The sequence below is a fragment of the Thermoanaerobacter siderophilus SR4 genome (assembly GCF_000262445.1).
Classification (GTDB): domain Bacteria; phylum Bacillota; class Thermoanaerobacteria; order Thermoanaerobacterales; family Thermoanaerobacteraceae; genus Thermoanaerobacter; species Thermoanaerobacter ethanolicus.
In genome coordinates, this window is sequence record NZ_CM001486.1 from 1,062,397 (window position 1) to 1,087,372 (window position 24,976).

20 protein-coding genes and 2 pseudogenes are annotated in these 24,976 nt (G+C 34.4%); 5 read left to right on the forward strand and 17 right to left on the reverse strand.

The window, feature by feature from the left end:
* Positions 1-183 precede the first annotated feature (183 nt).
* The 5 genes from THESIDRAFT1_RS05210 to THESIDRAFT1_RS05230 all read left to right on the forward strand — a co-directional run bounded on the left by THESIDRAFT1_RS05210 (position 184) and on the right by THESIDRAFT1_RS05230 (position 5,852).
* Positions 184-1,926: an ABC transporter substrate-binding protein gene (locus tag THESIDRAFT1_RS05210; RefSeq protein WP_003869656.1), complete on the forward strand. Its 1,743-nt coding sequence runs from the start codon at positions 184-186 to the stop codon at positions 1,924-1,926.
* A gap of 61 nt (positions 1,927-1,987) precedes the next feature.
* Positions 1,988-2,953: an ABC transporter permease gene (locus THESIDRAFT1_RS05215; protein ID WP_003869655.1), complete on the forward strand. Its 966-nt coding sequence runs from the start codon at positions 1,988-1,990 to the stop codon at positions 2,951-2,953.
* Between the two features lie 12 nt (positions 2,954-2,965).
* Positions 2,966-3,895, forward strand: a complete 930-nt coding sequence (opp4C, locus tag THESIDRAFT1_RS05220; protein ID WP_006569745.1) for an oligopeptide ABC transporter permease — start codon at positions 2,966-2,968, stop codon at positions 3,893-3,895.
* A gap of 11 nt (positions 3,896-3,906) precedes the next feature.
* On the forward strand, positions 3,907-4,890 hold the full coding sequence (locus tag THESIDRAFT1_RS05225) for an ABC transporter ATP-binding protein (RefSeq protein WP_004398962.1): 984 nt from the start codon (positions 3,907-3,909) through the stop codon (positions 4,888-4,890).
* Positions 4,887-5,852 (forward strand): ABC transporter ATP-binding protein, encoded by a 966-nt coding sequence (locus THESIDRAFT1_RS05230; RefSeq protein ID WP_003869652.1) that lies wholly within the window; start codon positions 4,887-4,889, stop codon positions 5,850-5,852. The genes THESIDRAFT1_RS05225 and THESIDRAFT1_RS05230 overlap by 4 nt, the downstream gene beginning before the upstream one ends.
* Here the strand turns inward: THESIDRAFT1_RS05230 and THESIDRAFT1_RS05235 are convergent, their stop codons facing one another.
* The 17 genes and pseudogenes from THESIDRAFT1_RS05235 to THESIDRAFT1_RS05315 form a co-directional block, all read right to left on the reverse strand.
* Positions 5,853-7,124, reverse strand: a complete 1,272-nt coding sequence (locus THESIDRAFT1_RS05235; RefSeq protein WP_003869651.1) for an MFS transporter — start codon at positions 7,122-7,124, stop codon at positions 5,853-5,855.
* Between the two features lie 484 nt (positions 7,125-7,608).
* Positions 7,609-8,412, reverse strand: coding sequence for an REP-associated tyrosine transposase (locus tag THESIDRAFT1_RS05240; protein WP_006569746.1), 804 nt, complete (start codon positions 8,410-8,412; stop codon positions 7,609-7,611).
* Between the two features lie 70 nt (positions 8,413-8,482).
* Positions 8,483-9,622, reverse strand: coding sequence for an ABC transporter permease (locus THESIDRAFT1_RS05245; protein WP_006569747.1), 1,140 nt, complete (start codon positions 9,620-9,622; stop codon positions 8,483-8,485).
* Positions 9,623-10,738: an ABC transporter permease gene (locus THESIDRAFT1_RS05250; protein WP_006569748.1), complete on the reverse strand. Its 1,116-nt coding sequence runs from the start codon at positions 10,736-10,738 to the stop codon at positions 9,623-9,625.
* Between the two features lie 10 nt (positions 10,739-10,748).
* Positions 10,749-11,684: an ABC transporter ATP-binding protein gene (locus tag THESIDRAFT1_RS05255; protein WP_006569749.1), complete on the reverse strand. Its 936-nt coding sequence runs from the start codon at positions 11,682-11,684 to the stop codon at positions 10,749-10,751.
* A gap of 146 nt (positions 11,685-11,830) precedes the next feature.
* Positions 11,831-13,288, reverse strand: coding sequence for a TolB family protein (locus THESIDRAFT1_RS05260; RefSeq protein ID WP_006569750.1), 1,458 nt, complete (start codon positions 13,286-13,288; stop codon positions 11,831-11,833).
* 681 nt (positions 13,289-13,969) lie between these two features.
* Entirely contained in the window at positions 13,970-14,614 is a 645-nt protein-coding gene (locus THESIDRAFT1_RS05265; protein ID WP_006569751.1) for an MBL fold metallo-hydrolase, read from the reverse strand.
* A gap of 55 nt (positions 14,615-14,669) precedes the next feature.
* Positions 14,670-16,357, reverse strand: a pseudogene (gene argS / locus THESIDRAFT1_RS05270) (arginine--tRNA ligase).
* 1 nt (position 16,358) lies between these two features.
* Entirely contained in the window at positions 16,359-16,781 is a 423-nt protein-coding gene (locus THESIDRAFT1_RS05275; protein WP_003867632.1) for a YwiB family protein, read from the reverse strand.
* Between the two features lie 27 nt (positions 16,782-16,808).
* Positions 16,809-17,888: a D-alanine--D-alanine ligase family protein gene (locus THESIDRAFT1_RS05280; RefSeq protein WP_006569753.1), complete on the reverse strand. Its 1,080-nt coding sequence runs from the start codon at positions 17,886-17,888 to the stop codon at positions 16,809-16,811.
* 134 nt (positions 17,889-18,022) lie between these two features.
* On the reverse strand, positions 18,023-18,220 hold the full coding sequence (locus tag THESIDRAFT1_RS05285) for a small, acid-soluble spore protein, alpha/beta type (RefSeq protein ID WP_003867630.1): 198 nt from the start codon (positions 18,218-18,220) through the stop codon (positions 18,023-18,025).
* A 66-nt stretch (positions 18,221-18,286) separates the two neighbouring features.
* Positions 18,287-19,620, reverse strand: a pseudogene (gene ypeB / locus THESIDRAFT1_RS05290) (germination protein YpeB).
* A gap of 9 nt (positions 19,621-19,629) precedes the next feature.
* Positions 19,630-20,340 carry a spore cortex-lytic enzyme gene (sleB, locus tag THESIDRAFT1_RS05295; protein ID WP_003870422.1) on the reverse strand — a complete coding sequence of 237 codons (711 nt, stop codon included), beginning with the start codon at positions 20,338-20,340 and terminating at the stop codon, positions 19,630-19,632.
* 92 nt (positions 20,341-20,432) lie between these two features.
* Positions 20,433-21,068 carry a stage II sporulation protein R gene (gene spoIIR, locus THESIDRAFT1_RS05300; protein ID WP_006569755.1) on the reverse strand — a complete coding sequence of 212 codons (636 nt, stop codon included), beginning with the start codon at positions 21,066-21,068 and terminating at the stop codon, positions 20,433-20,435.
* Positions 21,069-21,138: 70 nt separating this feature from the next.
* Positions 21,139-22,290 (reverse strand): Ger(x)C family spore germination protein, encoded by a 1,152-nt coding sequence (locus THESIDRAFT1_RS05305; protein WP_006569756.1) that lies wholly within the window; start codon positions 22,288-22,290, stop codon positions 21,139-21,141.
* Positions 22,274-23,383 carry a GerAB/ArcD/ProY family transporter gene (locus tag THESIDRAFT1_RS05310; protein ID WP_006569757.1) on the reverse strand — a complete coding sequence of 370 codons (1,110 nt, stop codon included), beginning with the start codon at positions 23,381-23,383 and terminating at the stop codon, positions 22,274-22,276. The genes THESIDRAFT1_RS05305 and THESIDRAFT1_RS05310 overlap by 17 nt, the downstream gene beginning before the upstream one ends.
* A complete protein-coding gene (locus THESIDRAFT1_RS05315) occupies positions 23,367-24,971 on the reverse strand; it encodes a spore germination protein (RefSeq protein WP_006569758.1) in 1,605 nt (534 codons plus the stop codon). Before THESIDRAFT1_RS05315 ends, THESIDRAFT1_RS05310 begins: the two co-directional genes overlap by 17 nt.
* Positions 24,972-24,976 lie beyond the last annotated feature (5 nt).

The following is a 24,976-nucleotide window of genomic DNA, read 5'->3' on the forward strand; positions in this document are numbered from 1 at the left end:
AGTTAATAATTTTTATCTTCATATTTTAATAGATTTTAAAAATATATATACAAAATTAAAAAAATCCCGCAAAAGATTTACACTTTTAATGGGTATGTTGTCAATATGTATTAAATATGCTATAATAGTAATTGTGTACAAAATAAATATAATTTAAAATAAAATGTAAGGGGGATTTAAAAAATGCTAAGAAAAAAGTGGCTTCCTCTAGTTGTGACCCTAATTTTTATCCTATCTGTTTTTTTGACCTCCTGTGGTAAGACAGAAACTCAAACGCCACAACAATCTCAAGAACAAAAAACAACACCTACAGCTTCAGTTCAAGATAGCGACAACTGGACTAAAGCAAAAGACACTTCAAAAATACCAGAAGCATCAAAGGCTCGTACCGACACACTTATAATAGGTCTTCATGAGCCAAAAGGAGTTTTCAATCCTCTCTATTCTGAAACATCATATGACAATTATGTAAACAGCGCTATTTTTGATAGTTTACTAGAGGTAGACTTCGATGGAACATACATTCCATCTCTTGCAAAGAGTTGGGATATAGACAAAGATAACAATACTATCACCTTCCATTTACGAGATGACGTAAAATTTAGTGATGGAACACCTTTGACAGCTAAGGACGTAGAATTTTCTTATTATGTACTAGCTGATCCTACTTATGATGGGCCAATTGCTTTATCTGCAGCAGGAATCAAAGGGTTTAAAGAATATAATGAAGGAAATGCAGACAAAATTGAAGGAATAAAAGTAATAGATGACCATACAATACAGATTCAATTAGAAAAAGTTCTCGGAACATCTTTGTCAGACCTTAATATCCCAGTTATCCCACAACATTATTATGGAAAAGACTTTGCTAAAGGCAAATTAGACGGAGTAAAGGCTTTAGAACAGCAGCCACTCGGCTCAGGTCCCTATGTATTTGAAAAATTTGTTCCTGGTCAAGAAGTTCGCTTAGTAGCAAATGAGAATTACTGGAAAGGTGCTCCAAAAATTAAACACTTAATTTACAAAACTACAACAGAGGAAACAGCTGTTCAAATGTTACAAACCGGTGAAACAGACTATGAGACCTCAAACATCACAGCAAAGAAAGATAACGTAGAGTTGCTAGAAAGCCTTGGATTTGTTGATTATAGCTTACTTCCAACTAATGGTTATGGTTATATAGCTTTCAATCACAAATTGCCAAAATTCCAGGATGTAAGAGTGCGTAAAGCATTAGCTTATGGTCTTAACCGCAAAGCTATAGTTGATGCTGTATATCAGGGCTTAGCAGAAGTAAGAGATGTGCCACAGTCTAAAGTATCATGGGCATATCCTGATGAAAAAGACATAATACATTATGACTATAACCCAGAAAAAGCAAAGCAGCTTTTAGATGAAGCTGGTTGGAAATTAGGACCAGATGGTTATCGTTATAAAGATGGTCAGAAATTTACAATACACTTCTTAGCTTCATCACCTAATCCAGTAAATGATGCTTTAGTGCCAATGGCAGTAGAAAATTATAAAGAATTGGGTATAGAATTTGTGGCAGAACCTCTTGAATTCAACGCCATAATTGACAAGGTCAATAAAGGCGATTTTGAAATGTACTTCATGGCTTGGGGCTTAACTCCTGAACCAGATCCTTATACTATATTCTTCTCAAAAGGGTCTCAGAATAAAATAGGGTATGCAAATCCAAAAGTTGATGAACTCATACTAAAGGGCCGTGAAGAAACAGATATTAATAAACGCAAGGAAATTTACCATGAACTTTACAAAGTATTAAACGATGACTTGCCATACATCTTCCTGTATCAGAGAAATGACCTCAACGCAAAGAACAGCAGAGTAGTAGGATTCCAGATCTCATCTTTCAGAGATTTTACTTATTCACTGTATCAAGCAGAAATTCTTCAGTACTAATTTAAATTTAAAAAGCCCGGGCTGTTAAGGGCCGGGCTTTTCATCTATTAGGAGGGATAGAATGACACAGTTTATTATACGCAGACTACTACAGAGTATTCCTACATTAATTGGAGCTTCTATAATAATATTTTTAATTTTTGCAATGGCACCTGGTGACTACGTCACCTCTCAACTTCAAAATCCTAAGATGACTGAGGAAAGGGCTGCACAATTAAGGGCCCTTTATGGATTGGACAAACCACTCCCTCAAAGATATATATCTTGGGCAAGCGGTGTCTTAAAAGGTGATTTGGGCGACTCTTTATTGTTTAAAAAACCTGTAGTACGAGTAATAAATGATTTTATATGGAATTCCTTTATATTGGGAGTAGCTATAATGTTTTTTGAATGGTTAATTGCCTCTATAATAGGTATCTATTCTGCTATACGGCAGTATTCTGTATTTGACACTATAGCTACCTTGCTTGTATTTATCCTTTACTCTTTACCCTCTTTCTTCTTAGGTCTTGTTATGCTTAAAGTTTTTGCAGTAGACCTCAAATGGTTCCCTTTAGGTGGAATGATAACAACAGGATCCAATTATACTGGTTGGGCCCATATAGTTGATGTTGCAAAGCACATGGTGCTTCCTGTTGCTACTCTAACTTTAATAAGTGTAGGGGGCTTAAGCCGCTATTTTAGGGCAAATATGCTAGAAGTCATAAAGCAAGATTATATAAGGACTGCCAGAGCTAAAGGCTTAAAGGAAAGAACTGTTATTTTTAAACATGCTTTAAGAAATGCTCTTCTACCTTTGATCACTTTGTTTACTTTAGAATTACCTAGCTTATTTGCAGGTGCAATGATAACTGAGAGGATATTCAACTGGCCCGGCATTGGTAAAGTCGTTCTAGAAGGAATTTATATAAGGGATTATCCATTGTTTTTGGGATACACAATGCTCATAACCGTTCTTACAATTTTAGCAAATATTTTAGCTGACGTTTTGTATGGCGTTGCTGATCCACGTGTAAGACTTAAATAGGGGGGATAAAGCTTGGATCAAGTCAATGTAAATCAACCTCTTGATTATAAAAAGAAAAATAATCTGAAAAAAGCACCTTCGATTTGGAGAGACGCTTTCCATAGATTTTTAAAAAATAAATACGCCATATTGGGACTGGTAATTTTGACTTTTATGTTCCTTTTCTCTTTTGTAGGGCCTTATTTTTCGCCTTATCTGGATGCAAAAATAGATGTATCAAAAGGGAATCAACCACCAAGTGCAGAACATTGGCTTGGTACAGATAATCTAGGAAGAGATGTGCTTTTAAGGCTTATGCTTGCAGGTAGAATTTCCCTTACAATAGGGATTGCAGCTACTTTGATAATCGTTTTAATCGGTGGAATGTTAGGCTCTATCGCAGGATATTACGGAGGCTGGTTAGATGTCATAATAATGAGGTTGGCAGATATCATTTACGCTATGCCTGGTCTTCCCATTTTAATCATGTTAGGTGCTATAATGTCCGACTTAAAAATTCCGCCACCTCAAAGGATATACTATGTCATGTTTATCTTAGGATTTATATCCTGGGTAGGTCTTGCAAGGCTTATACGAAGCCAAATTTTGAGTTTAAAAGAGCAGGAATTCATGCTGGCAACAGAAGTTTTAGGTTTAAGAGATAGTAAAAAAATAATAAAACACCTTTTCCCCAATGTATTACCTACTGTTATAGTTTCTGCAACATTGGGAGTAGCTGGCGCAATATTATCAGAATCTGCTTTAAGTTTCTTAGGACTAGGTGTCATCCCTCCAACACCTTCTTGGGGATATATGCTGTCTGCTGCAAATAATATGATCGATTTTGCAAAGCGTCCATGGCTTTGGATTCCGCCAGGTGTTGCTATAATGCTAACTGTCGTAGCTATCAACTTCATTGGTGATGCTTTAAGAGACGCTTTCGATCCTAGACAAAAAATTTAGGAGGAATCAAAATGGCAAAAAATCTAGTAGAATTTCGCAATCTCAAAACTTTTTTCTACACTGAAGAAGGTGTTGTAAAAGCAGTAAATGATGTAAGTTTCTCTATACGAGAAGGGGAAACGGTGTGCATTGTCGGTGAATCTGGCTGCGGCAAAAGTGTAACTGCTTTATCCCTAATGAGATTAATTCAGTCTCCTCCTGGGAAAATTGAAGGTGGCGAAATAATCTTTGATGGGCGAGATATTCTTAAATTAAGTGAGGCAGAAATGAGAAGAATACGCGGTAATGAAATAGGCATGATATTCCAGGAGCCAATGACTTCTTTAAACCCTGTTTTAACAATTGGAGAACAAATAATGGAGCCTTTAATGGTGCATAAACTCATGACTAAAAAAGAGGCTTGGAATAAGGCTATTGAACTTATTAAACAAGTTGGCATACCAAGAGCTGAACAGATAATGACAAGTTATCCTCATGAACTAAGCGGTGGTATGAGACAGCGTATAATGATTGCAATAGCTCTAAGTTGCGATCCAAAACTTTTAATAGCTGATGAACCAACCACTGCTCTTGATGTAACAATTCAAGCCCAAATCCTTGACCTTTTGAGAAAAATAAAGCAGGAAAGAAATATGGCTTTAATGCTTATAACCCATGACCTTGGAATTGTTGCTGAAATAGCTGACTACGTAGTAGTTATGTATGCTGGAAAAGTTATTGAAGAAGCTCCTGTAAGAGAACTTTTCAAAAACCCTAAACACCCATATACAAGAGGTCTTTTAAAAGCAAAACCAATAATTGGTCAAAGGCAAGAAAGACTATACACAATCCCAGGGCAAGTGCCTAACCCTATTGGTTTGGGAGACTATTGTTATTTTAGCGATAGGTGCGAATATGCAATGGACATTTGCCGCCAAAAGATACCTCAACTTGCAGCTGACGAAAATGGGCACAAAGTCGCCTGCTGGCTCTATGAAGGAGAGTGGAAAAAATGAGTGAACCTTTAATAGAAGTAAAAAACCTTAAAAAATACTTCCCAATACGAGGCGGTATTTTACAAAGGACGATAGGATATGTAAAAGCAGTAGATGGAGTGACATTCACTATAAATAAAGGTGAAACTTTAAGTCTTGTTGGCGAATCTGGTTGTGGTAAAAGCACAGTCGGGCGTACTATAATAAGGTTGTATGATAAAACTGACGGAGAAGTTTTTTACAAATCTATTCCTATTCACAGTCTCAAAAAAAGCGAGCTTAGAAAACTAAGACCTAAAATGCAATTGGTTTTCCAAGACCCCTTTAGCTCTTTAAACCCACGCCTTAGAGTAGGAGATGCCATAGGAGAAGCTCTTTTAGACCATGGCCTTATTTCTAAAAATGAATTGCGGGATAAAGTCATAGAAACAATGGAGATATGCGGATTAGCTCCGTACCATATAGACCGCTATCCTCACGAATTTTCTGGTGGTCAGCGTCAGAGAATAGGAATAGCTCGTGCACTCATTTTAGATCCTGAATTTATTGTGTTAGACGAACCTGTATCTTCTCTTGACGTCTCAATACAAGCCCAAATAATCAACCTGCTTATGGATTTGCAAGAGCAAAAAGGGTTAACTTATTTGTTTATTTCTCACGATTTGAGTGTAGTAGAGCATATAAGCACAAGAGTTGCAGTAATGTATCTTGGGTCTATAGTTGAAATGGCAGCACGAGACGAACTTTTTGCACATCCACTTCACCCCTATACACAAGCCCTTTTGTCTGCCGTTCCAATTCCAGACCCAGACTTAAAAAGAGAAAGAATAATCTTAGAAGGAGATATCCCGAGCCCTGCGAATCCACCAAAAGGATGCAAATTCCACACAAGATGCCCACTTGCTAAAGACATTTGTAGAGAACAAGTACCAGAATACAAAGATGTAGGAGGAGGGCATTTCGTAGCTTGCCATTTGGTATAGCTAGATGCCTTCCACATCTTTTTGAATTTCTTCTTCAAAAGAAAAGTTACTATTGCTTAGCTTCTCAATAAAAATCGGTTTAATAAATATAGCAAAATACAAAAGACTTACTAATAGTATTACAAACGTAATTAGAAAGGGATAAGTATAATTTTGATTTTCTAGGATATAGCCAGCTAAATAGCTGGCTATTGCTGATCCTATACTCCTTAAAAGTGATTTTACTCCAGCAAAAAAATCCCTTTTTTCTTCCTCTACAACAGACATTGTTTGACTTTCTATCATATTATTCAAAAGCGTAAAACTACCACTTCTTAGTAAAAATATTGTTGAAAACATCATTACAGAAATATTATTAAAGGCTAATATAAGTGCAAACAATAAATTCATCCCATATACATAGTAATAAGCTTTAATGGTTCCAAATTTATTTATTATCCATGGCATTATCATAGAAGCAAAAAACAAAATTAGCCCATTTATTGTAAGCAAATAGGAGACATATTCATCGCTCCAACCCATCCGAAATTTCACAATCACGTTTTGGAAAGGAATTATCGTAGAAAAAGCCATACCCGCCAAAAAAAGATAAAAAATAATTAAAAGAATTTTTTTATCAAAAACTTGGTAAATTCTAATATTTGACAATAACAACTTACTCTTACCTTTATCAAAACTATTGTTTACGCATGGCAACAAAATCCCTCTTAATAAAGCCGCCACTAAAATTAACACGGCTGATATATACACAGAACTTTGATATTTTGTATTACCATATGGAAACCAATTGGGTATAAAGCCTCCCAAAAGCGTACCTACTCCACTAAATAGAGTAAAAACAGCAAATAAAAGGCTATAACTTACAGTTTCCAATTCATTTGTCTCAGCATATGAAAATAAAAGCTGTATTTCTGTTGTAATCAAAAAGGAAATTCCTATAAATTGTATAATCTGTGCCAAATAAAAAACTCCTATAGATTCCCCTAATCCAAAAAGCCCATATCCTATCCCTGTAAGAGTTATTCCTGATATAAAAATTCGTTTTCTCCCAATATAATTAGCAAAAAAACCTGCTGGAATAGCAGCTGCCCCCATCACTAAAGTTCCTACAGAATTAAGAGCTCCTATTTGTTCAGGAGAAACGTTTAAAGCAAGCAAATGCAAATTTAATACTAAACCAAAAATCCCCATTCCTATACCCAATAAGGCTTCAGTTGCTATAAAACGTTTTACTTCTTTGGGCAAAAATTTAACCTGGGCGATGAACGACATATATGTTCTCCTTTCCTCCCGTATATATCCTCCAAAAAAGCCGCTTTAAAAGGCGGCTTTAGAAATACTCAAAAGTTATCCATGTCTTCTTAAAAAAGGTATTTCACAAAGTCATTGATTCCAAAGGAAAGCAAAACAGACAAACCAATTACTACCATTACCGTTGTTAACTTCAACTTTTAAATTGCGAATTACTTCATCAACACTCATTTTATGTAAAGCACTTTTTTACTTCAACACTTTTGTCTTCCATAAAATATCACCTTTTTACTTTTTCTTTCATTTTCATTATACTCCTAATAACTGCAAATTGCAATCAGTCAAATTCTCTATTGCGGGAAAAGTAAAGAGCAATTTGAGTGCCTTTTCCTTGTCTTTTGAGAAAATCCCCAAAATTAAGTCTGCAGACAAAGCAGACAAAGGGGACCAGACAAAGGGGACGGTTCCTCTTGTCTGATCTTTTAAATTCAATCAGCCTATATAGTCAGGCTTTGCCTTTTTCTTTCAAAATCTTATGTATACTATACCTAGTCACCCCAGCAATAGAAGCAATATCTTTAATTGAAAGTCCGGTTTTTTCTCTGTATTTTTTTATTAAGTCATGCCATTCTTTACGTTTTTTAATTTCCAGATTTTCTATATCTTTAATCCCAAATTCCATCGCCATTTCTTTAAATAACTCTTTGGCTTCTTCCGTACTCATTTTTTCTTCTTCAATGTCGATAAAAACTTCAGTGCCTTCTGTCTGCTCTATATATTTCTTAAACTGTTCTATAGCTTTCTTTTTATCATCAGAGAAAATGCCTAAAATTAATTCTGTATCTACAATTTGACACATCTTATCATTATCATTAATATAACAGCTATAACTGCTCCACTTATAATCAGAAACTTTTTTCACTAGTCCCGCTTTTACCGGATTCTGATGAATGTATCTTACTAATGCTATAACGTAACTCTCATCTTCAACTGGCTCACTTCTAAACCTATCCTGAAATAAATGCCCTGTCCTATCGTATTTTTTATTAAAATAAGAAGCATAAGTTCCTGCAATCCTCTTAATAGAACCTGATAAATCTTCATTGCCTTCCTTGATCATCAAATGAACATGGTTGCTCATTAGACAAAAAGCAGTTAAATAAAACTTCCCGTCTAGCTTTTTCTCTGCCAATATTTCTATAAAGCACTTTTTATCATCATCACTTCTGAATATATTTTTCTTTTCATTTCCCCGCAACATCACATGATAATATCCACTCTTGCTTTTAACTCTTGACTTTCTAGGCATTTATATCCACTCCCAAAATAATAATTCAGACAAAAGGAACCGTCCCCCTTGTCTGATTATAACATATAAATTAGATAAAATCTCCCATTTTTTCAGAAGTTTTAATTTTATATATTCCTAACAGGATAAAGGTTAATGCAAAAGCCAACAGTATGATTATATCCATATAAACATCGCTTAAACTACCACCCATTTGAATTTTTTCTATAGCGTCTATTGCCCATTTCTGTGGTATAAAATCAGAAAGCTTTTGAAATGATTTTGGCATTAAATATAATGGCCAGAAAGCTCCCCCTAACATACAAGTAGGTGTAATAATTAAAGTAGACAAGGTATTAGAATAACTTGTAGAGGGTGAAAAAGCAACTATCATTGAACTTAAACCAATAGATGTTATTCCAAAAGAAACCAGTACTAAAAAAACATCAAATGTCGCTTTTGTGAAGCCTAAGTTTAATATAAAGGTAATCAACGCAAGTATAAAAGCTATTTGAAAAACTGTCAAAATTAAATTTACAAAGAAATTGCTCACTAAATAAGTTCTTGGCTTTAAAGGAGAAGCAAAAATTCTGTAAAAAGTTTTATCTCTCTTCTCCACAAGTACAAAATTAGAAATATTAAAAGTGCTAAACATCAAAAACATTATAAAAAATCCTAAACTTCTTGTTGTTGCCACTGCCGTCTTCCCTATATCTTCAACAATATATGTTTTCAAGCTAAAAGGACTGTTCTTATAAAGGTCGTACATCTTATAAAAATTTTCTTTATTTCCTTCAGATGCCTTGCTTAAATTGTAAAGAACATTTATCTTGCGGTCAAGATAACTTTTCAAAAATAAGGTGGTTTCTTCCCCTTTTATTGATACAATCTCTACATCCTTTGGATTTCCCTTCAAAATTTCTTCTTCAAATCTTTGATGAATCACTATAGCGCTGTCAACTTCTCCTTTCGATACTTTATCATTTATCTCATTTTCTTTCAGAAAAACAACCTTGAATTTATCCGTTTTTTCCAATGAATTAATTAAATCTGTTGAAATCTGACTTTTATCTCTATTTACAACACCTATTCTAAGTTGCCCGCTGCCACCATAGGTAAAAAGCAAAAAGAAAAGTGGAATTATAATACCAGAAATCAATAAAATAATATTCCCTTTCCTTCTAAAAAACAACTTTACTGTATTCTTCATAACCAAAAATAGCTCTCTCACTTAAAAAGCCTCCCTTCTGAATAAATAAGCTGACAACACTATGAAAAAAGCTGCAGGAATTAAATTTACCATGAGGGCTGTAGGTACATATTGATAATTGCCTCCCAATATCACATTAAATATGGCTGTATTTGTCCATGTAATTGGAGAAAAATTTGAAAGTTTCTCAATAAATTGACTTCCCATTTCTTTTACAGGAACATAAGAACCACCTAAGAAGGCTATAAAAGGAATTATACCGTTTAGTAAGCCTTGTGCCATTGCTCCATTTTTTATAATAACCCCCAAACTCACTCCCAAGCCCACCACAAAAATTATCTCACTAATTATAATCACAAAAACTGTTACAATATCCTTTCCCCAATTAGCTCCGAAGATGTATTTGCTAAAAAGAACAATAATCAAGGCCTGTATAAAAACAGAAAAAGTTACCCCTAACACCTTCCCCATAAATATTTCATATTTCTTAATAGGAGAAGCTAATATTCTGCGCCCTGTCTTTTTTGTCCTTTCCATATCTATTGAAAATACACCACTCATAGCACCGTATAAAATTATTAAAGTAAGCATTGTAACAGAATAATAATCGAATGATGTTTGTTTAACTTTTCTGTCAATAGAGGTTATTTTTATAAATTCTCTATTTAAATTTATATCGCCGCTATTTTTAAGAAAGGCAGGATTTTGTGAAGCTATAGCTGTTATTCCTTTAAAAGTATCAGCAAAAGAGTCAATCATACTTGCTGCAATCTCCGTTTTTATATCTCCATGTGCATTCTTATAAAAAGTTATATCTTTACCTTTTAAAAAAACATAACCATCATATTTGCGTTTTTCTATTTCACTTATTCCTTTGCTGACATCTTTTATTTCTACAAATTTTACTCCCATTTTATCAGTTTCTTTAATGAAAATATCAAAACCCTGTGAAAGTATCGTATCTCCTTCATCTGTATATATGACTTTTATATCCCCTAATTTTATATCTGATGTTGACGAAAACGCAAAACCTAAAATTCCAATAAGAACTATTGGCAATAGTATCATAATAGCCATTACCTTCTTGTCATAAAGAATTTCCTTTATTTCTTTAAGCATTATTGTAAGGATTCTCATATTTTCACCTCTAATCTCTCAATTTTCTTCCTGTCAGGGTAAGAAAAACTGTCTCCAAATCGGGAATTTCGTTTCTTAGGTTACGTATTGGTATGTTTTTTGAAATAAAATAGTGGATTATATCATCAAAATTGCTCACATCTTTTAAGCTTGTTATCTTTATCGTGCTATCTCTTATCTCAACAGCTTTTACACCCTTTATTCCTTTCAATTCCTCCTCTTTTATTCCATCAATTGAGCCAATTTCAATATAAACTGTATTCACATCTGTAACCATTGAAGTGAGTTCTTCCTTTGTTCCTTCAGCTATAACCTTGCCATGGTCCATTATAGAAATCCGCGTGCAGATAGCCTCTACTTCCTCCATATAGTGACTTGTGTAAATAATTGTACTACCCATTTCATTTAACTTTTTAACAGATTCCAAAATGTGATTCCTCGATTGAGGGTCTATACCTACTGTAGGTTCATCCATTATTATTAATTTAGGTCTATGGGCAATGGCACAGGCAATATTTAGCCTTCTTTTCATACCACCTGAAAATTTATTTGGTACTTCTTTCGCTTTATCTGAAAGACCTACAAACTCTAATGCCATCTCTACACTTTCTTTTAGCTCTTTTCCCCTAAGTCCATAAAGACTTGCAAAAAACTTTACATTTTCATAGGCTGTTAAATCTCCGTAGATAGCCACATCCTGAGGCACAATACCTATACTCTTCTTTATGAATTCCGGTTCTTTGCGTATATTTTTATCAAAAACATACACCTCTCCTCTATCAAAATTGAGCAAGCCGCAGATTATGCTTATAGCTGTCGTCTTCCCTGCCCCATTAGGACCCAATAGACCGTAAATTTCCCCTTCTTCTATTTCTAAATTCATATTGTCTAAAGCTATAACATCACCAAACCTTTTTATTACATCCTTCATTTTAACTATCTTCATGAAACATCCTCTCCCTACAAAATAAATTTTCAGACGAAAGGAACCGTCCCCTTTGTTTGGAAATTGATTTGGTTTTCTAGGAATATAATAAAGGAAATGGTGAAAGTTTTGTAGTATACAAAGTCACCATTTCCTCATGACTAAAGTCACATTGTATTTAAATTTTTCATAATGTATTCCATTATTCTTACAGCCTCATTTATAGTTTTTACATCATCCTTTAATGGTCCAAGCCATATGCAGTAAGCTAAATCATTGTCTGCAATTGGAATAATTCCAAAAATCTCAATATATGTTGTAGGGTCATTGGAAGCAGCAGGAGGGCTTCTCCTCAAAACGGCAATTTTTCCTTCTCCGATAGGCGTTTTTATATTTTCTTCTTTTAAAAGTTCGCTGTGATTTGGAAGAAAACCTCCAAAATATTGGTCTTTGTAATAACTTATAACATATATACCACCGTTAATTTCATCCTTTGAATTTAAGATATAAATTTCATTTCCGCCTGTAAATTTCTCCTTCCACCCATTTGGCAGAGCAATCTTGAGTTTTTTTAAATACCCAATCTCATTATTGCGGCAAAGTACCGTTTCCATATAGGGCATATCTTGAAAGCTATTTAAATCATAAAAGAGTACTTTCTCAGCTCGACTAACGCCAGCCAGTTTGCTTTCAGAAACAAATTTCACTGAATTCCATTCCAAATTATCGCTTTCCTTTAATTCCCTCACATTTCCATTTAAATTAACATCTACTATAGGTGCACCTATAAAATTACCTTTATTGTCATATTTATAAATCTTGAATATAACATGTTCACCATCCGGAAATGCCATACTGTCAAGCGAATAAAATCTGTATTTTAAAATGTTTTTGTACGTTTTTATTATTTTGAAGTTATTTCCATCCAAAACATCTAAGCAGTTTTTCTCATCGTTTAGCACAAATATAGTTCTACTTTTATCTAAACTCCCATACGTTACACTTCCGTTAAAACTGTAAACCGGCTTTACGACCTTGTTTTCAAAATTTAGATAGTTTATTTTGTTATCACAAATAAACAGCACCCCTTTATTGTCAAAATATGGTTTGATTTTGCCACAAGAATTTATTTCACTTTCTAAAGGATACTTCTCAAATGTTCCTTTATTTACATCATAAGAAAATATATACCCACTTTTAGCATTTAAAGAATCCGGTGAAATACCATAGATATACTCCCCATCATCACTCCACACTGGATATATTCCATCTCTTACAGGAAGAGTAAGTCTTTCTGGAGCGCTGCCATCAATGTTTATCACATAGTATTCAAATGAAGCAGCATCGTAATGGATTCCCACAACAATTTTGTCTTGTCTTGGTGATAATTTATAATATCCAATGCGTTTATTTTTTAAAAATTCACTTGCTATTTTGTTAGAATTGCTGTCGTACAAAAGGACGGTATAAAGGGTATTATCAAAATCTTCGCTTGAATTAGGAAGTGAAAATACCAGCCTTATAGGTGGTTCTTTCCTAGTTGTGGATGATTCTTTAAGCTTTACTACATCACAGGAAGTTAAAAAGAACATCACCATAGTAAGAAATAAAAATAATTTTCTCATTTACTATCCCTCTAATCTTATAATTTTTCCCTCCTTTTTAAAACGATTATATCATAATAAAACAAAAATTTCCACATCATCTATTTTTAAAAATTCAGACAAAGGGGACGGTTCCTCTTGTCCGTTTATTTTGATTTTCAGACAAAAGGAACCGTCCCCTTTGTCTGTGTTATGCCAATAAAAAAGTAAGGCTCGTAATGGTCTTCGCTTCAGCCAGTACAAATCTCTTCATACCTCACTTAAAAGGCAAGGTATTGCAAAACCCATACTGACCTATGCTCGACTATTATAGATACCTTAGAAACCTTATGCACTTTGCATAAGACCTCCAGTCTAAGTACATGACGTACTTCGACCTGCGGCACCTATAATAGTCTTAGCTCGACTATAATACATCCTTTTTAGCCTTAAAATTAAGGCTCTACATGGACATATTATAATCTGCCCGCCGACTAGCATCCGACCTTTTGATCGAATACCAATCTTTGGCCGGCCATTACAGAACTTGCGTCCTGTAATGACCTTGGCTCGACCATTACGAACCTTACACTATTATATTGCCCTTTTTGTCTTTTTATATTCATTTGTTTTTAAAAAAATTTAAAAAGGAATGAGATACCCACTTTTTTGGTTTAAGCTAAAGCTCTTAGTGAAAACAAAGGAACTGTACTTCATTTTAAATTATACAGAATATTGATAATTTAAAGCAATTACTTTTGGCTCACCTTCTAGATCTTTCTTAGTAATACCTATTTCTGTGGATAAAATCTTTTTGCCACCTGTCATATCCAAAAAGTTATCCACAGTATCAATAGGGAAATTAATAAACTCCGTTTTATAGTGCATTGGTATAGTTATTTTAGGCTTTAACTGGTTCATCACTTCTACCGCTTGTTTTGCATCAATTGTATAATAGCCTCCAACAGGAATGAGTAGAACATCAACTGGTCCTATTTCTTCAACTTGCTTTTCTGTTAAAACATGTCCCAAATCTCCCATGTGACAGACTCTGATTCCATCAATATCAAAGACAAAAACTATATTTTTACCTCTTTTTGCACCATGTTCGTCATCGTGAAATGTATTTACACCTTTTATGTTGATACCTTTTATATTATGTTCTCCTACTGTGTCAACAATATCAAAGTTTCCCTTTACTGCTTTAAAATAATTGTGGTCAAAATGGGAATGAGAAGATGTCACAATGTCTGCCTTCACATTTGGCATAGGATAGCCAACCGACTCATCAAAAGGGTCTGTAACAATAACCGTACCCTTCTCGGATGTCAACTTAAAACATGAATGCCCTAGCCATTTTATATTCATAAAAAACACCTCCTAACCATATTATACCACAAAATAAAGGCGGAAAAACCGCCTTTTACATTCTCTCTGGTGCTGTTATTTTCAATATATCTAAAGCGTTCTTTATAACAGTCTTTACTGCTAATATGAGCACAAACCTTGCTTTCATCAAATCCTCTTCTACGCCTTTTACTCTATGACTGTTATAAAAAGAATGGAAAAGCGATGCTACATCAAGTACGTACCTCGTAATTCTGTGGGGTGCCAATGTCTTTGCAGCAATAGTAATTTCTTCAGGGAAATATGCCAATTTTTTAATTAATTCTTTTTCCTCTTCTTCTTTTAAAAGGCTTAAATCTACTTCATCTATATTATCTATCTTTATACCCTCTTCTTCTAACTGCCTTATTATGGAGCAAATCCTCGCATGGGCATACTGCACATAAAATACTGGATTTTCATTCGATTGCTCTTTAGCCAAGTCAAGGTCAAAATCAATGGGACTGTCTGCAGACCTTAAGTTGAAAAAGAATCTTGCTGCATCTTTTCCTACTTCATCTATCAAATCTCGTAGTGTCACCATTCTGCCTGTCCTTTTGGACATTTTAACAACTTGACCGCCTTCTATAAGTTTTACAAGCTGCATTAAAACAACGTCAAGCCTGTCAGGGTCTATGCCAAGTGCCTGCATCGCTCCTTTCATAGGAGCAACATGGCCATGGTGATCCGCACCCCAAACATTTATAACCCAATCAAATCCGCGAGTTATAAATTTATTTTTGTGATAGGCTATGTCAGAAGCCAAATAGGTAGGAAATCCATTAGACCTAACTAATACATCGTCTTTTTCTGCGCCAAATAATGTCATTTTAAACCACAAAGCCCCGTCTTTTTCGTAAGTATACCCTTTTTGCTTAAGCTCTTCAATTACTTTATACACTTCTCCGCTGTCATAAAGAGATTGCTCAGAAAACCACACGTCATATTCTATACCGTAAAGAGCTAAATCCTCTTTTATTTTTCTAAATTCTTCTTAAGTCCATATTCTATGAGCGCCTTTCTTCTCTCTTCTGATGGCACATCTTTATATTTATCTCCGTATATTTCTAAAAACTCTCTCGCTCTATCTATTATGTCCTCTCCGTGGTAGCCGCCTTCGGGCACTTCAGCCGGTATGCCCAATAATTGCAGGTATCTTGCCTCAAGTGAATATCCAAACTTCTCTATCTGATTTCCTGCGTCGTTTATATAAAATTCCCTTGTAACATCGTATCCTGCATAGTCAAGTACTGACGCCAAGGCATCTCCCAAAGCACCGCCTCTTGCATTTCCCATATGCATAGGACCCGTCGGATTTGCCGATACAAATTCCACTTGTACTTTCTTGCCATTCCCAATGTTTACTCGTCCATAATCTTTCCCTCGTTCATAAACGAGCTTTAAAGTTTCTTCCAAAAATTTATCCTTCAAAAAGAAATTGATAAAGCCAGGTCCTGCGATTTCAATCCTTTCTATAAAAGTATTTGAAGGGTCCATTTTTGAAACAATGATTTCCGCAATTTTCTTAGGGGGCATTTTAGCCTGCTTTGCCATTACCATTGCTGTGTTTATTGCAAGGTCACCATGTTGTTTTTCTTTTGGCTCCTCTATTTCTATCTCTGGAATAACCTCTATATTCATCAAACCTTCTTTTACAGAATTCTCTATAGCGGTAGTCACCATGTCTTTTATTTCATCTTTTACTTTTTGTATAATGTTTTCCAAATCAGTTTACCTCCCACACTTTTAAGTATAGTTCATTATTGCTCACAGTCTTGTTATTAAGGTCAAGAGCATATTTTATAGTAATCTCACCGCCAGCTTCCGACATAGCCACTTTTACATCTGTTGGCAGTATTCCTAAAGGAATTTTCCCATAAGGAGTATCATAGTCCGATTCGTATCTTTTGTTTTTCTCAAAAACCATTTTCGATTTGTTTGTGCCAAACCGCAATAATGTGACTTTGTCTTCTGTAATTTTTAAAGTAGTAGTAGTTCCATCCATTCCTGATAGTTCACTTTCTTCATATACTACATAAAAGGTATTGCCTTTAATATAGAAACTACCCTCTGTAATAAGTTCTATTGTATCAGATTCATTTTGATCGTTTTTTTGAGTACCTTTTACAGATATAATCGCTTTTTTCAATTACCTCTCCCCTTCTTCCCTTATTTCTCACCATTCCCTACATTTTTCATTATAGCTCTCTATCGCTAAGTTTATAAGTTCGTCCAATAATATTGAATACGGCTTTCCACTTACTTCCCACAGTTTAGGATACATGCTTATTTTCGTAAACCCAGGAATGGTATTAACTTCATTTAGATAAAGGGTACCTGTGTTTCTATCCATCAAAAAGTCTACTCGCGCCATACCTCTCAAATCCAACGCCTTATATGCTTTTATAGCCAATTGTCTTACCTCTTCCATTTTTTCATCTGGAAGTGGTGCAGGTATTAAGAGAAGAGATTTACCCCCATCAAAATATTTAGCATTATAATCATAGAATTCATTAGAAGGAACAATTTCTCCTGCAATAGAGGCTTGCGGATTTTCGTTACCTAGCACGGAACATTCAATTTCCCTAGCATCTATTCCTCTTTCTATCAACAATTTTCTATCATATTTTGCAGCTAATTTCAAGGCCCCAGGAAGTTCTTCCTCATTGTGGACTTTGGTAATACCAACACTAGAACCTAAATTAGCAGGTTTTACAAAGCACGGATATCCCAAGTGTTCAACTTTTTTCTTTATAGCTTCTAAGTCTTCAATCTCTTTTCTATATACTACTACAAAATCAGGTGTAGGTAGCCCCGCTTCCTTAAAAATCCTTTTTGTAAAAACTTTATCCATGCATAAAGCAGAAGAAAGCACATTAGCTCCTACATAAGGTATATCTAATAATTCTAAAAGCCCTTGTATAGTCCCATCTTCTCCATTAGGTCCATGCAAAACAGGAAATACCACGTCTATAGGATAAAAACCATTTTTTTCGTCTTCGAAAGTTATTATTCCTCTATACTTCGTAGAAGCTCCCATAGTTGCAGGAATTCCTTCTTTTTCCCATTCTCCGGTTTCTATTTTTTCTACATCTCCTCTATATAAATACCATTCTCCTTTTTTTGTAATACCTATCATGTAAATCTCGTATTTATCTTTATCAAGGTTGTTTATTATAGACTTTGCAGACATTAAAGAGACTTCATGTTCTCCCGATTGTCCACCAAATAAAACAGCTATTTTCTTCTTCGCCATTCTCTCACACTCCACTAATTTTTCTTACATTATCTTTATTCTACTCTTTTAAGAATATGTATTCAAGAAAAATTTTATTTTATAAATTTAAAGCCGGGAAAGAAGAAGTTTTTCTTCCCCGGCTTGGTGGGCATTTAGAAGGTGGTATTTCCGTTGTTATAATTTTCTACAAGCATTTTTTCTGCTTTTTCGATTGCAAGTTTTACAAGATTACCGCAATTTCTAGAAGAAACACTTCCCCAACCTTCCTTCATTACTGTGTCGTAAACGCCGAGTTCTTTAGCCAACTCATATTTAAGTTGGTCAGACATTAAGCCTCTGCGTCTACCCATTTTTATCCCCTCCTTCTTTTGCCCTACACTTATTTTGCGCCTTTAAAAGCACTTTTATGTTATGGACTACATGGTCAAATCTCCATGTTCTGTTTTTATAACCTTTAAAATTTTTTCTTCATTTCCATTTAATGCATTTATATACACGTAAAATGTATCACCTTTGTATGTTCCTTTAAATTCGTAAGCCAATACTTCTTTTCCGCCCTCCAAAGGAATGAGTGTTAATTTTGTTCCTTCTATTTTTAAGTTTTTATTTACTTTTTGCTCCGCTTCTTTTTCCGTAAGTTTTGGCTTTTCTAATTTTCTCTCCGTATGATTCATGTAGTAAGCTGTAGCGTCAAATCCGATTATGTCACCATTGTCAAGTGCCACTTTCACTTTGACAATGTCTGGATACAAATATACCTCATCTTGTACAGGAACAAAATTAAACTGTACACTACCATCCGCCTTCATAGAATAAGTACTTTCCACGTTTTTGAAACCGTGTTTTTCTAAAAATTTTTTAGCATACTGCAAAGCTTGTGATTGAGAAATATTTATTTTATTCACACTTCTCTGGTCCATCATCCATACAACATATCCACCTTTTTGACTGACATTTATATAAACAGGTAATTTACCTGGAGATTTTAATTCTATCCCATAAGCTTTTATTTTTCCATTGTTAGGACTATACTTGTTTTGTGATTCTACAGGCTTTCCATAAAAATCTTTTGCTATTTGTAAAGCTCTATCGTAAGAAACTTCTTTCCCAACTAAACCTTTAGGTGTAGTTTTTGCTAAACTTTCAGAAAAAGGGCCGTCATATATCAAAGTAGGGTAATTTGTCATAGTCTGATTGACACTACTCATTTTTACATTTAAAATTTTACTATCAATCTCACCCATTTTTTGTGTACCTTTTTGACGTAAGTTTCCAAGTTCATATCCACCTTGAATTTTTTTCTTAAGTCTTGTAAGTTTTTACCTAAAAATACCGCATAATTCTGTAATTTCGTAAGGGTTGCTAAATCTTGTTGTGATAATTTTTGCCCTGAAGCAACTTTTTTTGTAAGACTGTAAGCGTAATCGCCAATTTGTGTCAAAAACTTTGAAGTATTATCTATTTCAGGCTGCCCTATAGGAAGTTGATTTAAGTGCTCTTGCCCTGAAAAAGCTTCCCTCCATATTTCATCTAAAATAGGAATAGTGGTTTTATCTGAAGAAGCTACCATTAGTTTTCCCATAGAAGTTTCGATGTTCTCTACGTTAGACACCAATTGATAAAAAGACCTATCATATTGTGCTTGTAAATACCTGTGATAAGAAATTTTTTCAATATATTGTCTATATCCCCATGCTCCGAGGATTAATATTAAAATTAAAGCAAAAGCCGTCAAGCCTCGTTTTAACATTTTTTCACCTCACCTTGCAAAGATATGGCTGCCTATTTGGGTTATAATTGGCCTGTTAAATATCCAATAACTTGTCACTCTCGCAGCGTTGTAATAATACAAGGCACCACCAGTAGGGTCCCATCCAGCAATTGCATCTCTTGCCGCCCTTATGCTGTCATTTGTAGGAGGTAGCCACATTTGACCATCATCTACTGCAGAAAAAGCCCCAGGTTGAAATATAACACCTGCTATAGTTTTTGGAAACCTCGGGTCTCTTACTCTATTCATCACCACAGCTCCAACTGCAACTTTTCCAATATAAGGTTCCCCTCTCGCTTCTCCATTTATAAGCATTGCTAAAAGGTAAACATCGTCATTTGTGGTGACAGAGGAAGAAGCCTGATAAGCCGCTAAATCTTGAGCAGTAGTTGTAAAACCTAAAGCTACTTTTGTATCGTCATCTACAATTCCAGTAACCCTGAGTCCATTATATGCTTGAAATTTCCGAACTGCCAGCCACGTTCTAACCCCAAAAAATCCATCTACAGCTCCCGTATAATATCCCCAGTCTTTAAGCCGTGCTTGCACTTTTGCAACATCACTACCTGTATTTCCCCAATAAAGGTTAGACATAGCTGTTTTGGTCAAATCATAAGCCGCATACTCAAAAACTGCTGTTATAAAAATAGCCAAAACTGTTATTATAATCTTTATGCGGAGAATAAAATCTATTTTCATTTTGAACCTCCTTTTCTTTGGTGTTTGTAAATATTTTTTGTAGTAGTAAAAGTATTATACGCTGTTTTTAATTTAAAAAATTAAAGCGCCCTTTAAGGCGCCTTCCATGCCACTTTAAATTTATTGTAATATTCCTCTATAATTTCAACTATTTTAAATTTAACTTTAGGTTTTTCTTTCTCAATAAGTTTCATTTCATCTTGAGAAAGATATTTAGCCACTTCCTCTGCAGTTTGTGTATCTGTAAACCCGTGGGTAACATCAATAAAACAAAGGGGAGGAAATATTACACACCACCAATTTTTACCTTCTCCGTTTCCGATAACTACTTTAAGCGCATTATAATTCCCCGCAGGAAGAGTAATAGTTCCATAATACCGTGTAGGAAAATCAAAGGTGCCATAGGCAACTTTCACATCATAATTCTTACCCTCTCTACAAATTACTTCCTCTGCAACCTTTTTAATCTCCTCAATACTTTGCTTTATAATCCTTTCCGAATCTTTTACATCTTTTACTTTTTCAAATTTAGGCGTTAAATCAACAAGTATAGCATCTCTAACCTTAAGTTTTAATTCCTGGTCTTCTTCGGAATCGCTGTTGGCAATCACATGAAACCTTATTAATTTGCGGGATAGGTCTTCTCTTTGCAAATTAGAAGCTTTAGCTCCATAAAAATTTGCTGCTATAATAATTGCTAATACCATCAATGCAATTAACCTTTTCATAATTTTATCCTCCATCACAAATCTTTAGTTTAACTAAAGTATTACCAAATATATTAAAAAATATACCCTTCTACCTGAAAAGCCCTATCCTTCGGACATGAGAAGTAACATCTACTTTTATCTCTACCTCCGGAAAAATTTTATCCCAATCTTTCCCCACCTTTTCCCATAAACTTGGATGATATTTTTCAATATAATCTCCTATACCTAGCATGTCTACTTTTAAATCTTTTTGAAATCTATTTATAGCTTTTTGTGTCATCTTCTTTATTTCGTCACTAGTTTTTCTTTCTATGACGTTTAACAAGTCACCTTTCATCATTTCTCCATGCTTTTCAAAAGTATATTCCGTTATATCTCCTTCCACCTCCAGTTTAACTCTATAAATAATTTTCCCATTTTCTTCTTTAACATCTCGCCTTCTAATAACATTTGAAATATTAAAAGGAACCTTTATTTCTTCTCCATCTCCTGGCATATTTATAGAAATGTCTCCTCCCTTCACAAGACCAGTCAGCCACATATATCCCATGTTTTCATCATCTTCCATCCAACCTGCTAATTTATAATTTTTAATAATAGCAGAACCTGCTATTTTAATTTCATCTTTTCCTGCAATTATTTTTGGGATTATCGCATTGCCGTTCGTCTCATGAAGAGACTTAGTAATTTTATTATAGTCAATTGTTGGAAATTTTGATGTCAAGTTGTAATGTTTGAATATATCTCTAATATAAGCTCCTGTATTTGGTTCCATCTCGTATTTTTTTAGAAGAATATCCTGAGCTTTTTGTGGAGTTACAAGAAGGTAAACTTTACGGCTCAATTCATAACTCCTGTCAAGAGAATCTAAAACTTGTTGAAATTTATCCTTGTTTTCCACTACATCTTTGCCAAAAATAATAGCTTGTGTATGACCTAAATACAGCGCTTTATTAATTCTTGTACTTATATGACGGGAAGCAGAAAAAATCGTATCAGCAACTTCTGAAACAGCAAAACTTGGCTTTTCACTTCCTCCTCCACCGCCACTGGTACCTTTTGTAATTTGAGCAGCATTAGGAAATTGAAAAGTCACAACATATCTTTTATTCGAAGAAGATAAATCTATACCAATTGCCATCACAAAAGCCCTGTCTTCTATTTCAATTTTATCCCAACAGCCTGTCAACATGAGAGCAATTAAAACCCATAATATCACTATTTTAAGTTTTCTCTTCATCTTTATCACCTAATCTTTTAACTTTTAAAATGATAAACAATAGTATTGGCAATATAGCTATAAAAAACACTGACATGTACTGGGAAACATATCCCGCATATTTATAAACTGTCACAATAGAATCGGGAATTAAAGCCATTAAATACATTATAGGAACTGCCGGCAATACAAAATAAGAATGTTCTCTGGTCTTTAAAAGCTTTGAAAGAGCCAAAGTAGCAAAATAGTGAAAAGAATAAATAGAAGTAAAAATGGTGAATGTCCATATTCCCATTACAATTCCCTCTACATTTTCAATGAAAAACACAGGAAAATTAATAGATTTAATGAGGGTCAAAAAAGGCCACAGCTGTTCCCTTGTTTCCTTGTATCCAAATATGCCAACTACAAAAAAAGTTATATACATGTAAAACAACATCGTAGAGATTATTGCTGAATTGACACTTCTTTTCAATTTGTCTGTATTAATTATATATGGAAAAAGCAAATACAATATCTCAAAGCCAACAAAACTATATGTAGTCACAAGCATTCCTTTAAAAAACTTAACTAATGAAACCCTCATAAATGGAAGAAAATTACTTAAATCTATATCAGTTAAAGTCGGTAAAAAAAGTAATACAAGAGGCATCACTATTATGGGAAACAAAATTTCTGACATTCGTGCAATTGGCTCAAGTCCATATCGCACTAAATAGGCAGAAGTAAAAAGCATTGTAATAATTATCGTTTCAATAGGGGTACTTGGCAAAAGATATATTTTCAAAACTTCCCCAAAAATCCTTACATCAAGGCTTGCAAATATTGTGAAGTAAAAAACAAGTATAATACTTATAACAATAGAAATAGGTCTTGTTATAAGTTTACCGGTATATTCGACAAAAGTTTCTGTAGGAAATTTAGAAGATAGATAAAGTATCAGCCTTGCAAAAAAAAGAGAAGCTATTCCTCCTCCCAAGATAGCTATAAGCCCATTAGGTCCTACCTCTTTGGAAACATCTGCAGGAAGACTTAATATTCCAGCTCCTACCATAGTAGTGAAAAGCAATATTGATACTTGATTTGCAGAGATTTTATCATTGTTTTTTATCATTGTTGTCTCTCCTATCGTCTTCTATGCTTTCTATTTTTTCTTCTCTTAAATCTTTCATCTTTTTTCTATCAGGAGTATCTAAAATTTCTGGTCGGTTTTTAAAATACATTATAGGAGCTTTTATTAAAGTATCCGCAAGGTCACTTAGGTCTATTTCCACAAAAGGAGAAAGATAAGGAACTCCAAAACTTTTTAAAACAACCAAGTGAGTGAGAACTATCATAAATCCCAACATTATACCATACAAACCAAAAACAGCTGCAAGAATCATAAATATAAATCTTAGCATTCTAAAAGCAATGGCAGCGCTGTAACTGGGTATTGCAAAAGAAGCTACAGCTGTAACGGCTACCACTATTACCATCAATGGGCTTACAATACCCGCTTGGACAGCAGCTTGTCCTATAATAAGACCACCTACAATGCCAATAGTTTGCCCTATAGGTACGGGAAGTCTAACTCCTGCCTCTCTTAAAAGCTCAAAAGTCGCTTCCATAATAAAAGCTTCAAAAAAGGCAGGAAAAGGCATACCTTGTCGTGTTGCTGCAACATATAAAGTCAATTTAGTAGGTATAAGGCCAGGATGATAAGCCGTAAAAGCTATGTAAACAGCAGGTGAAACGAGTGCTACAATTGCTGCAAGAAACCTTAAAATTCTTAAAAGGGAAGATATCATCCACCTTTCGTAATAATCTTCAGGCGATTGAAAAAGAGTGGCGAGAGTAGTAGGTATTATGAGAGCAAAAGGAGTATTATCTGTCAAAATTGCCACTCTTCCCTCTAAAAGAGAAGCTGCAACCTTGTCAGGCCTTTCTGTACTCAAAACTTGAGGAAATGGTGAATGCCAATCTTCTTCAATCAATTGTTCTATATACCCGCTTTCAAAAATACCGTCTATTTTTATATTTTTGAGCCTTTCCATCACTTTATTCAAAACATTCCTATCGACAATATCTTCTATGTAAAGCACTGCTACATCTGTATGAGTCCTTTCTCCAATCTGCATCTGCTTTATTTTTAACTTGGGATCTCTAATCCATCTCCTTACAAGAGCAGTGTTAACCCTTATTGTTTCTGTAAACCCTTCTCTCGGTCCTCTTACAACCGTCTCTGCCTCGGGAGGTGAAATTGACCTCGTCTGCCATCCTTTACTAGAAATGATGACTATTTCAGGAGAACCATCAAAAAGCAAAGCAGTGTCTCCACTCAAAATTGACAAAATACACTTGTCTAAATCTGTAATCTCTTTTATGTCTCCTCCTGTTATAGTCCCTTTCTTTATGACCTCATACAAATTTCTCCTTATCTTTTCAATAGAAGGGTCTGCTTGTCTTGAATCCAAAAGCAAAGAGTGGAGTACATGGTCATTTATGAGGTCTTTATCCACAAGCCCGTCTATAAATACAATTGCAAGGTTATACTGCTGGTTTTCTCCCACCCAAATATCTCTATATATTACATCATCACTATCTTTTAATTTATTTTTTATATAATCTAAATTTACCTTAAGACTATTTGAAGCTAGTGTACCATTTTTTTCTTCTTTTTTATCGTTTTTTTTGCCAAATATCTTATCAAAAAATCTCATATTCT

Coding starts and splice junctions, on each gene's coding strand:
- THESIDRAFT1_RS05255 (WP_006569749.1), bottom strand. CDS start 11,684: ATGAAGATAGTTAAAATGAAGGATGTAATAAAAAGGTTTGGTGATGTT.
- sleB (WP_003870422.1), bottom strand. CDS start 20,340: ATGAAAATAGATTTTATTCTCCGCATAAAGATTATAATAACAGTTTTG.
- THESIDRAFT1_RS05280 (WP_006569753.1), bottom strand. CDS start 17,888: ATGGCGAAGAAGAAAATAGCTGTTTTATTTGGTGGACAATCGGGAGAA.
- spoIIR (WP_006569755.1), bottom strand. CDS start 21,068: ATGAAAAGGTTAATTGCATTGATGGTATTAGCAATTATTATAGCAGCA.
- THESIDRAFT1_RS05260 (WP_006569750.1), bottom strand. CDS start 13,288: ATGAGAAAATTATTTTTATTTCTTACTATGGTGATGTTCTTTTTAACT.
- THESIDRAFT1_RS05235 (WP_003869651.1), bottom strand. CDS start 7,124: ATGTCGTTCATCGCCCAGGTTAAATTTTTGCCCAAAGAAGTAAAACGT.
- THESIDRAFT1_RS05250 (WP_006569748.1), bottom strand. CDS start 10,738: ATGAGAATCCTTACAATAATGCTTAAAGAAATAAAGGAAATTCTTTAT.
- THESIDRAFT1_RS05215 (WP_003869655.1), top strand. CDS start 1,988: ATGACACAGTTTATTATACGCAGACTACTACAGAGTATTCCTACATTA.
- THESIDRAFT1_RS05225 (WP_004398962.1), top strand. CDS start 3,907: ATGGCAAAAAATCTAGTAGAATTTCGCAATCTCAAAACTTTTTTCTAC.
- THESIDRAFT1_RS05305 (WP_006569756.1), bottom strand. CDS start 22,290: ATGAAGAGAAAACTTAAAATAGTGATATTATGGGTTTTAATTGCTCTC.
- THESIDRAFT1_RS05240 (WP_006569746.1), bottom strand. CDS start 8,412: ATGCCTAGAAAGTCAAGAGTTAAAAGCAAGAGTGGATATTATCATGTG.
- THESIDRAFT1_RS05230 (WP_003869652.1), top strand. CDS start 4,887: ATGAGTGAACCTTTAATAGAAGTAAAAAACCTTAAAAAATACTTCCCA.
- THESIDRAFT1_RS05265 (WP_006569751.1), bottom strand. CDS start 14,614: ATGAATATAAAATGGCTAGGGCATTCATGTTTTAAGTTGACATCCGAG.
- THESIDRAFT1_RS05210 (WP_003869656.1), top strand. CDS start 184: ATGCTAAGAAAAAAGTGGCTTCCTCTAGTTGTGACCCTAATTTTTATC.
- THESIDRAFT1_RS05285 (WP_003867630.1), bottom strand. CDS start 18,220: ATGGGTAGACGCAGAGGCTTAATGTCTGACCAACTTAAATATGAGTTG.
- THESIDRAFT1_RS05310 (WP_006569757.1), bottom strand. CDS start 23,383: ATGATAAAAAACAATGATAAAATCTCTGCAAATCAAGTATCAATATTG.
- THESIDRAFT1_RS05315 (WP_006569758.1), bottom strand. CDS start 24,971: ATGAGATTTTTTGATAAGATATTTGGCAAAAAAAACGATAAAAAAGAA.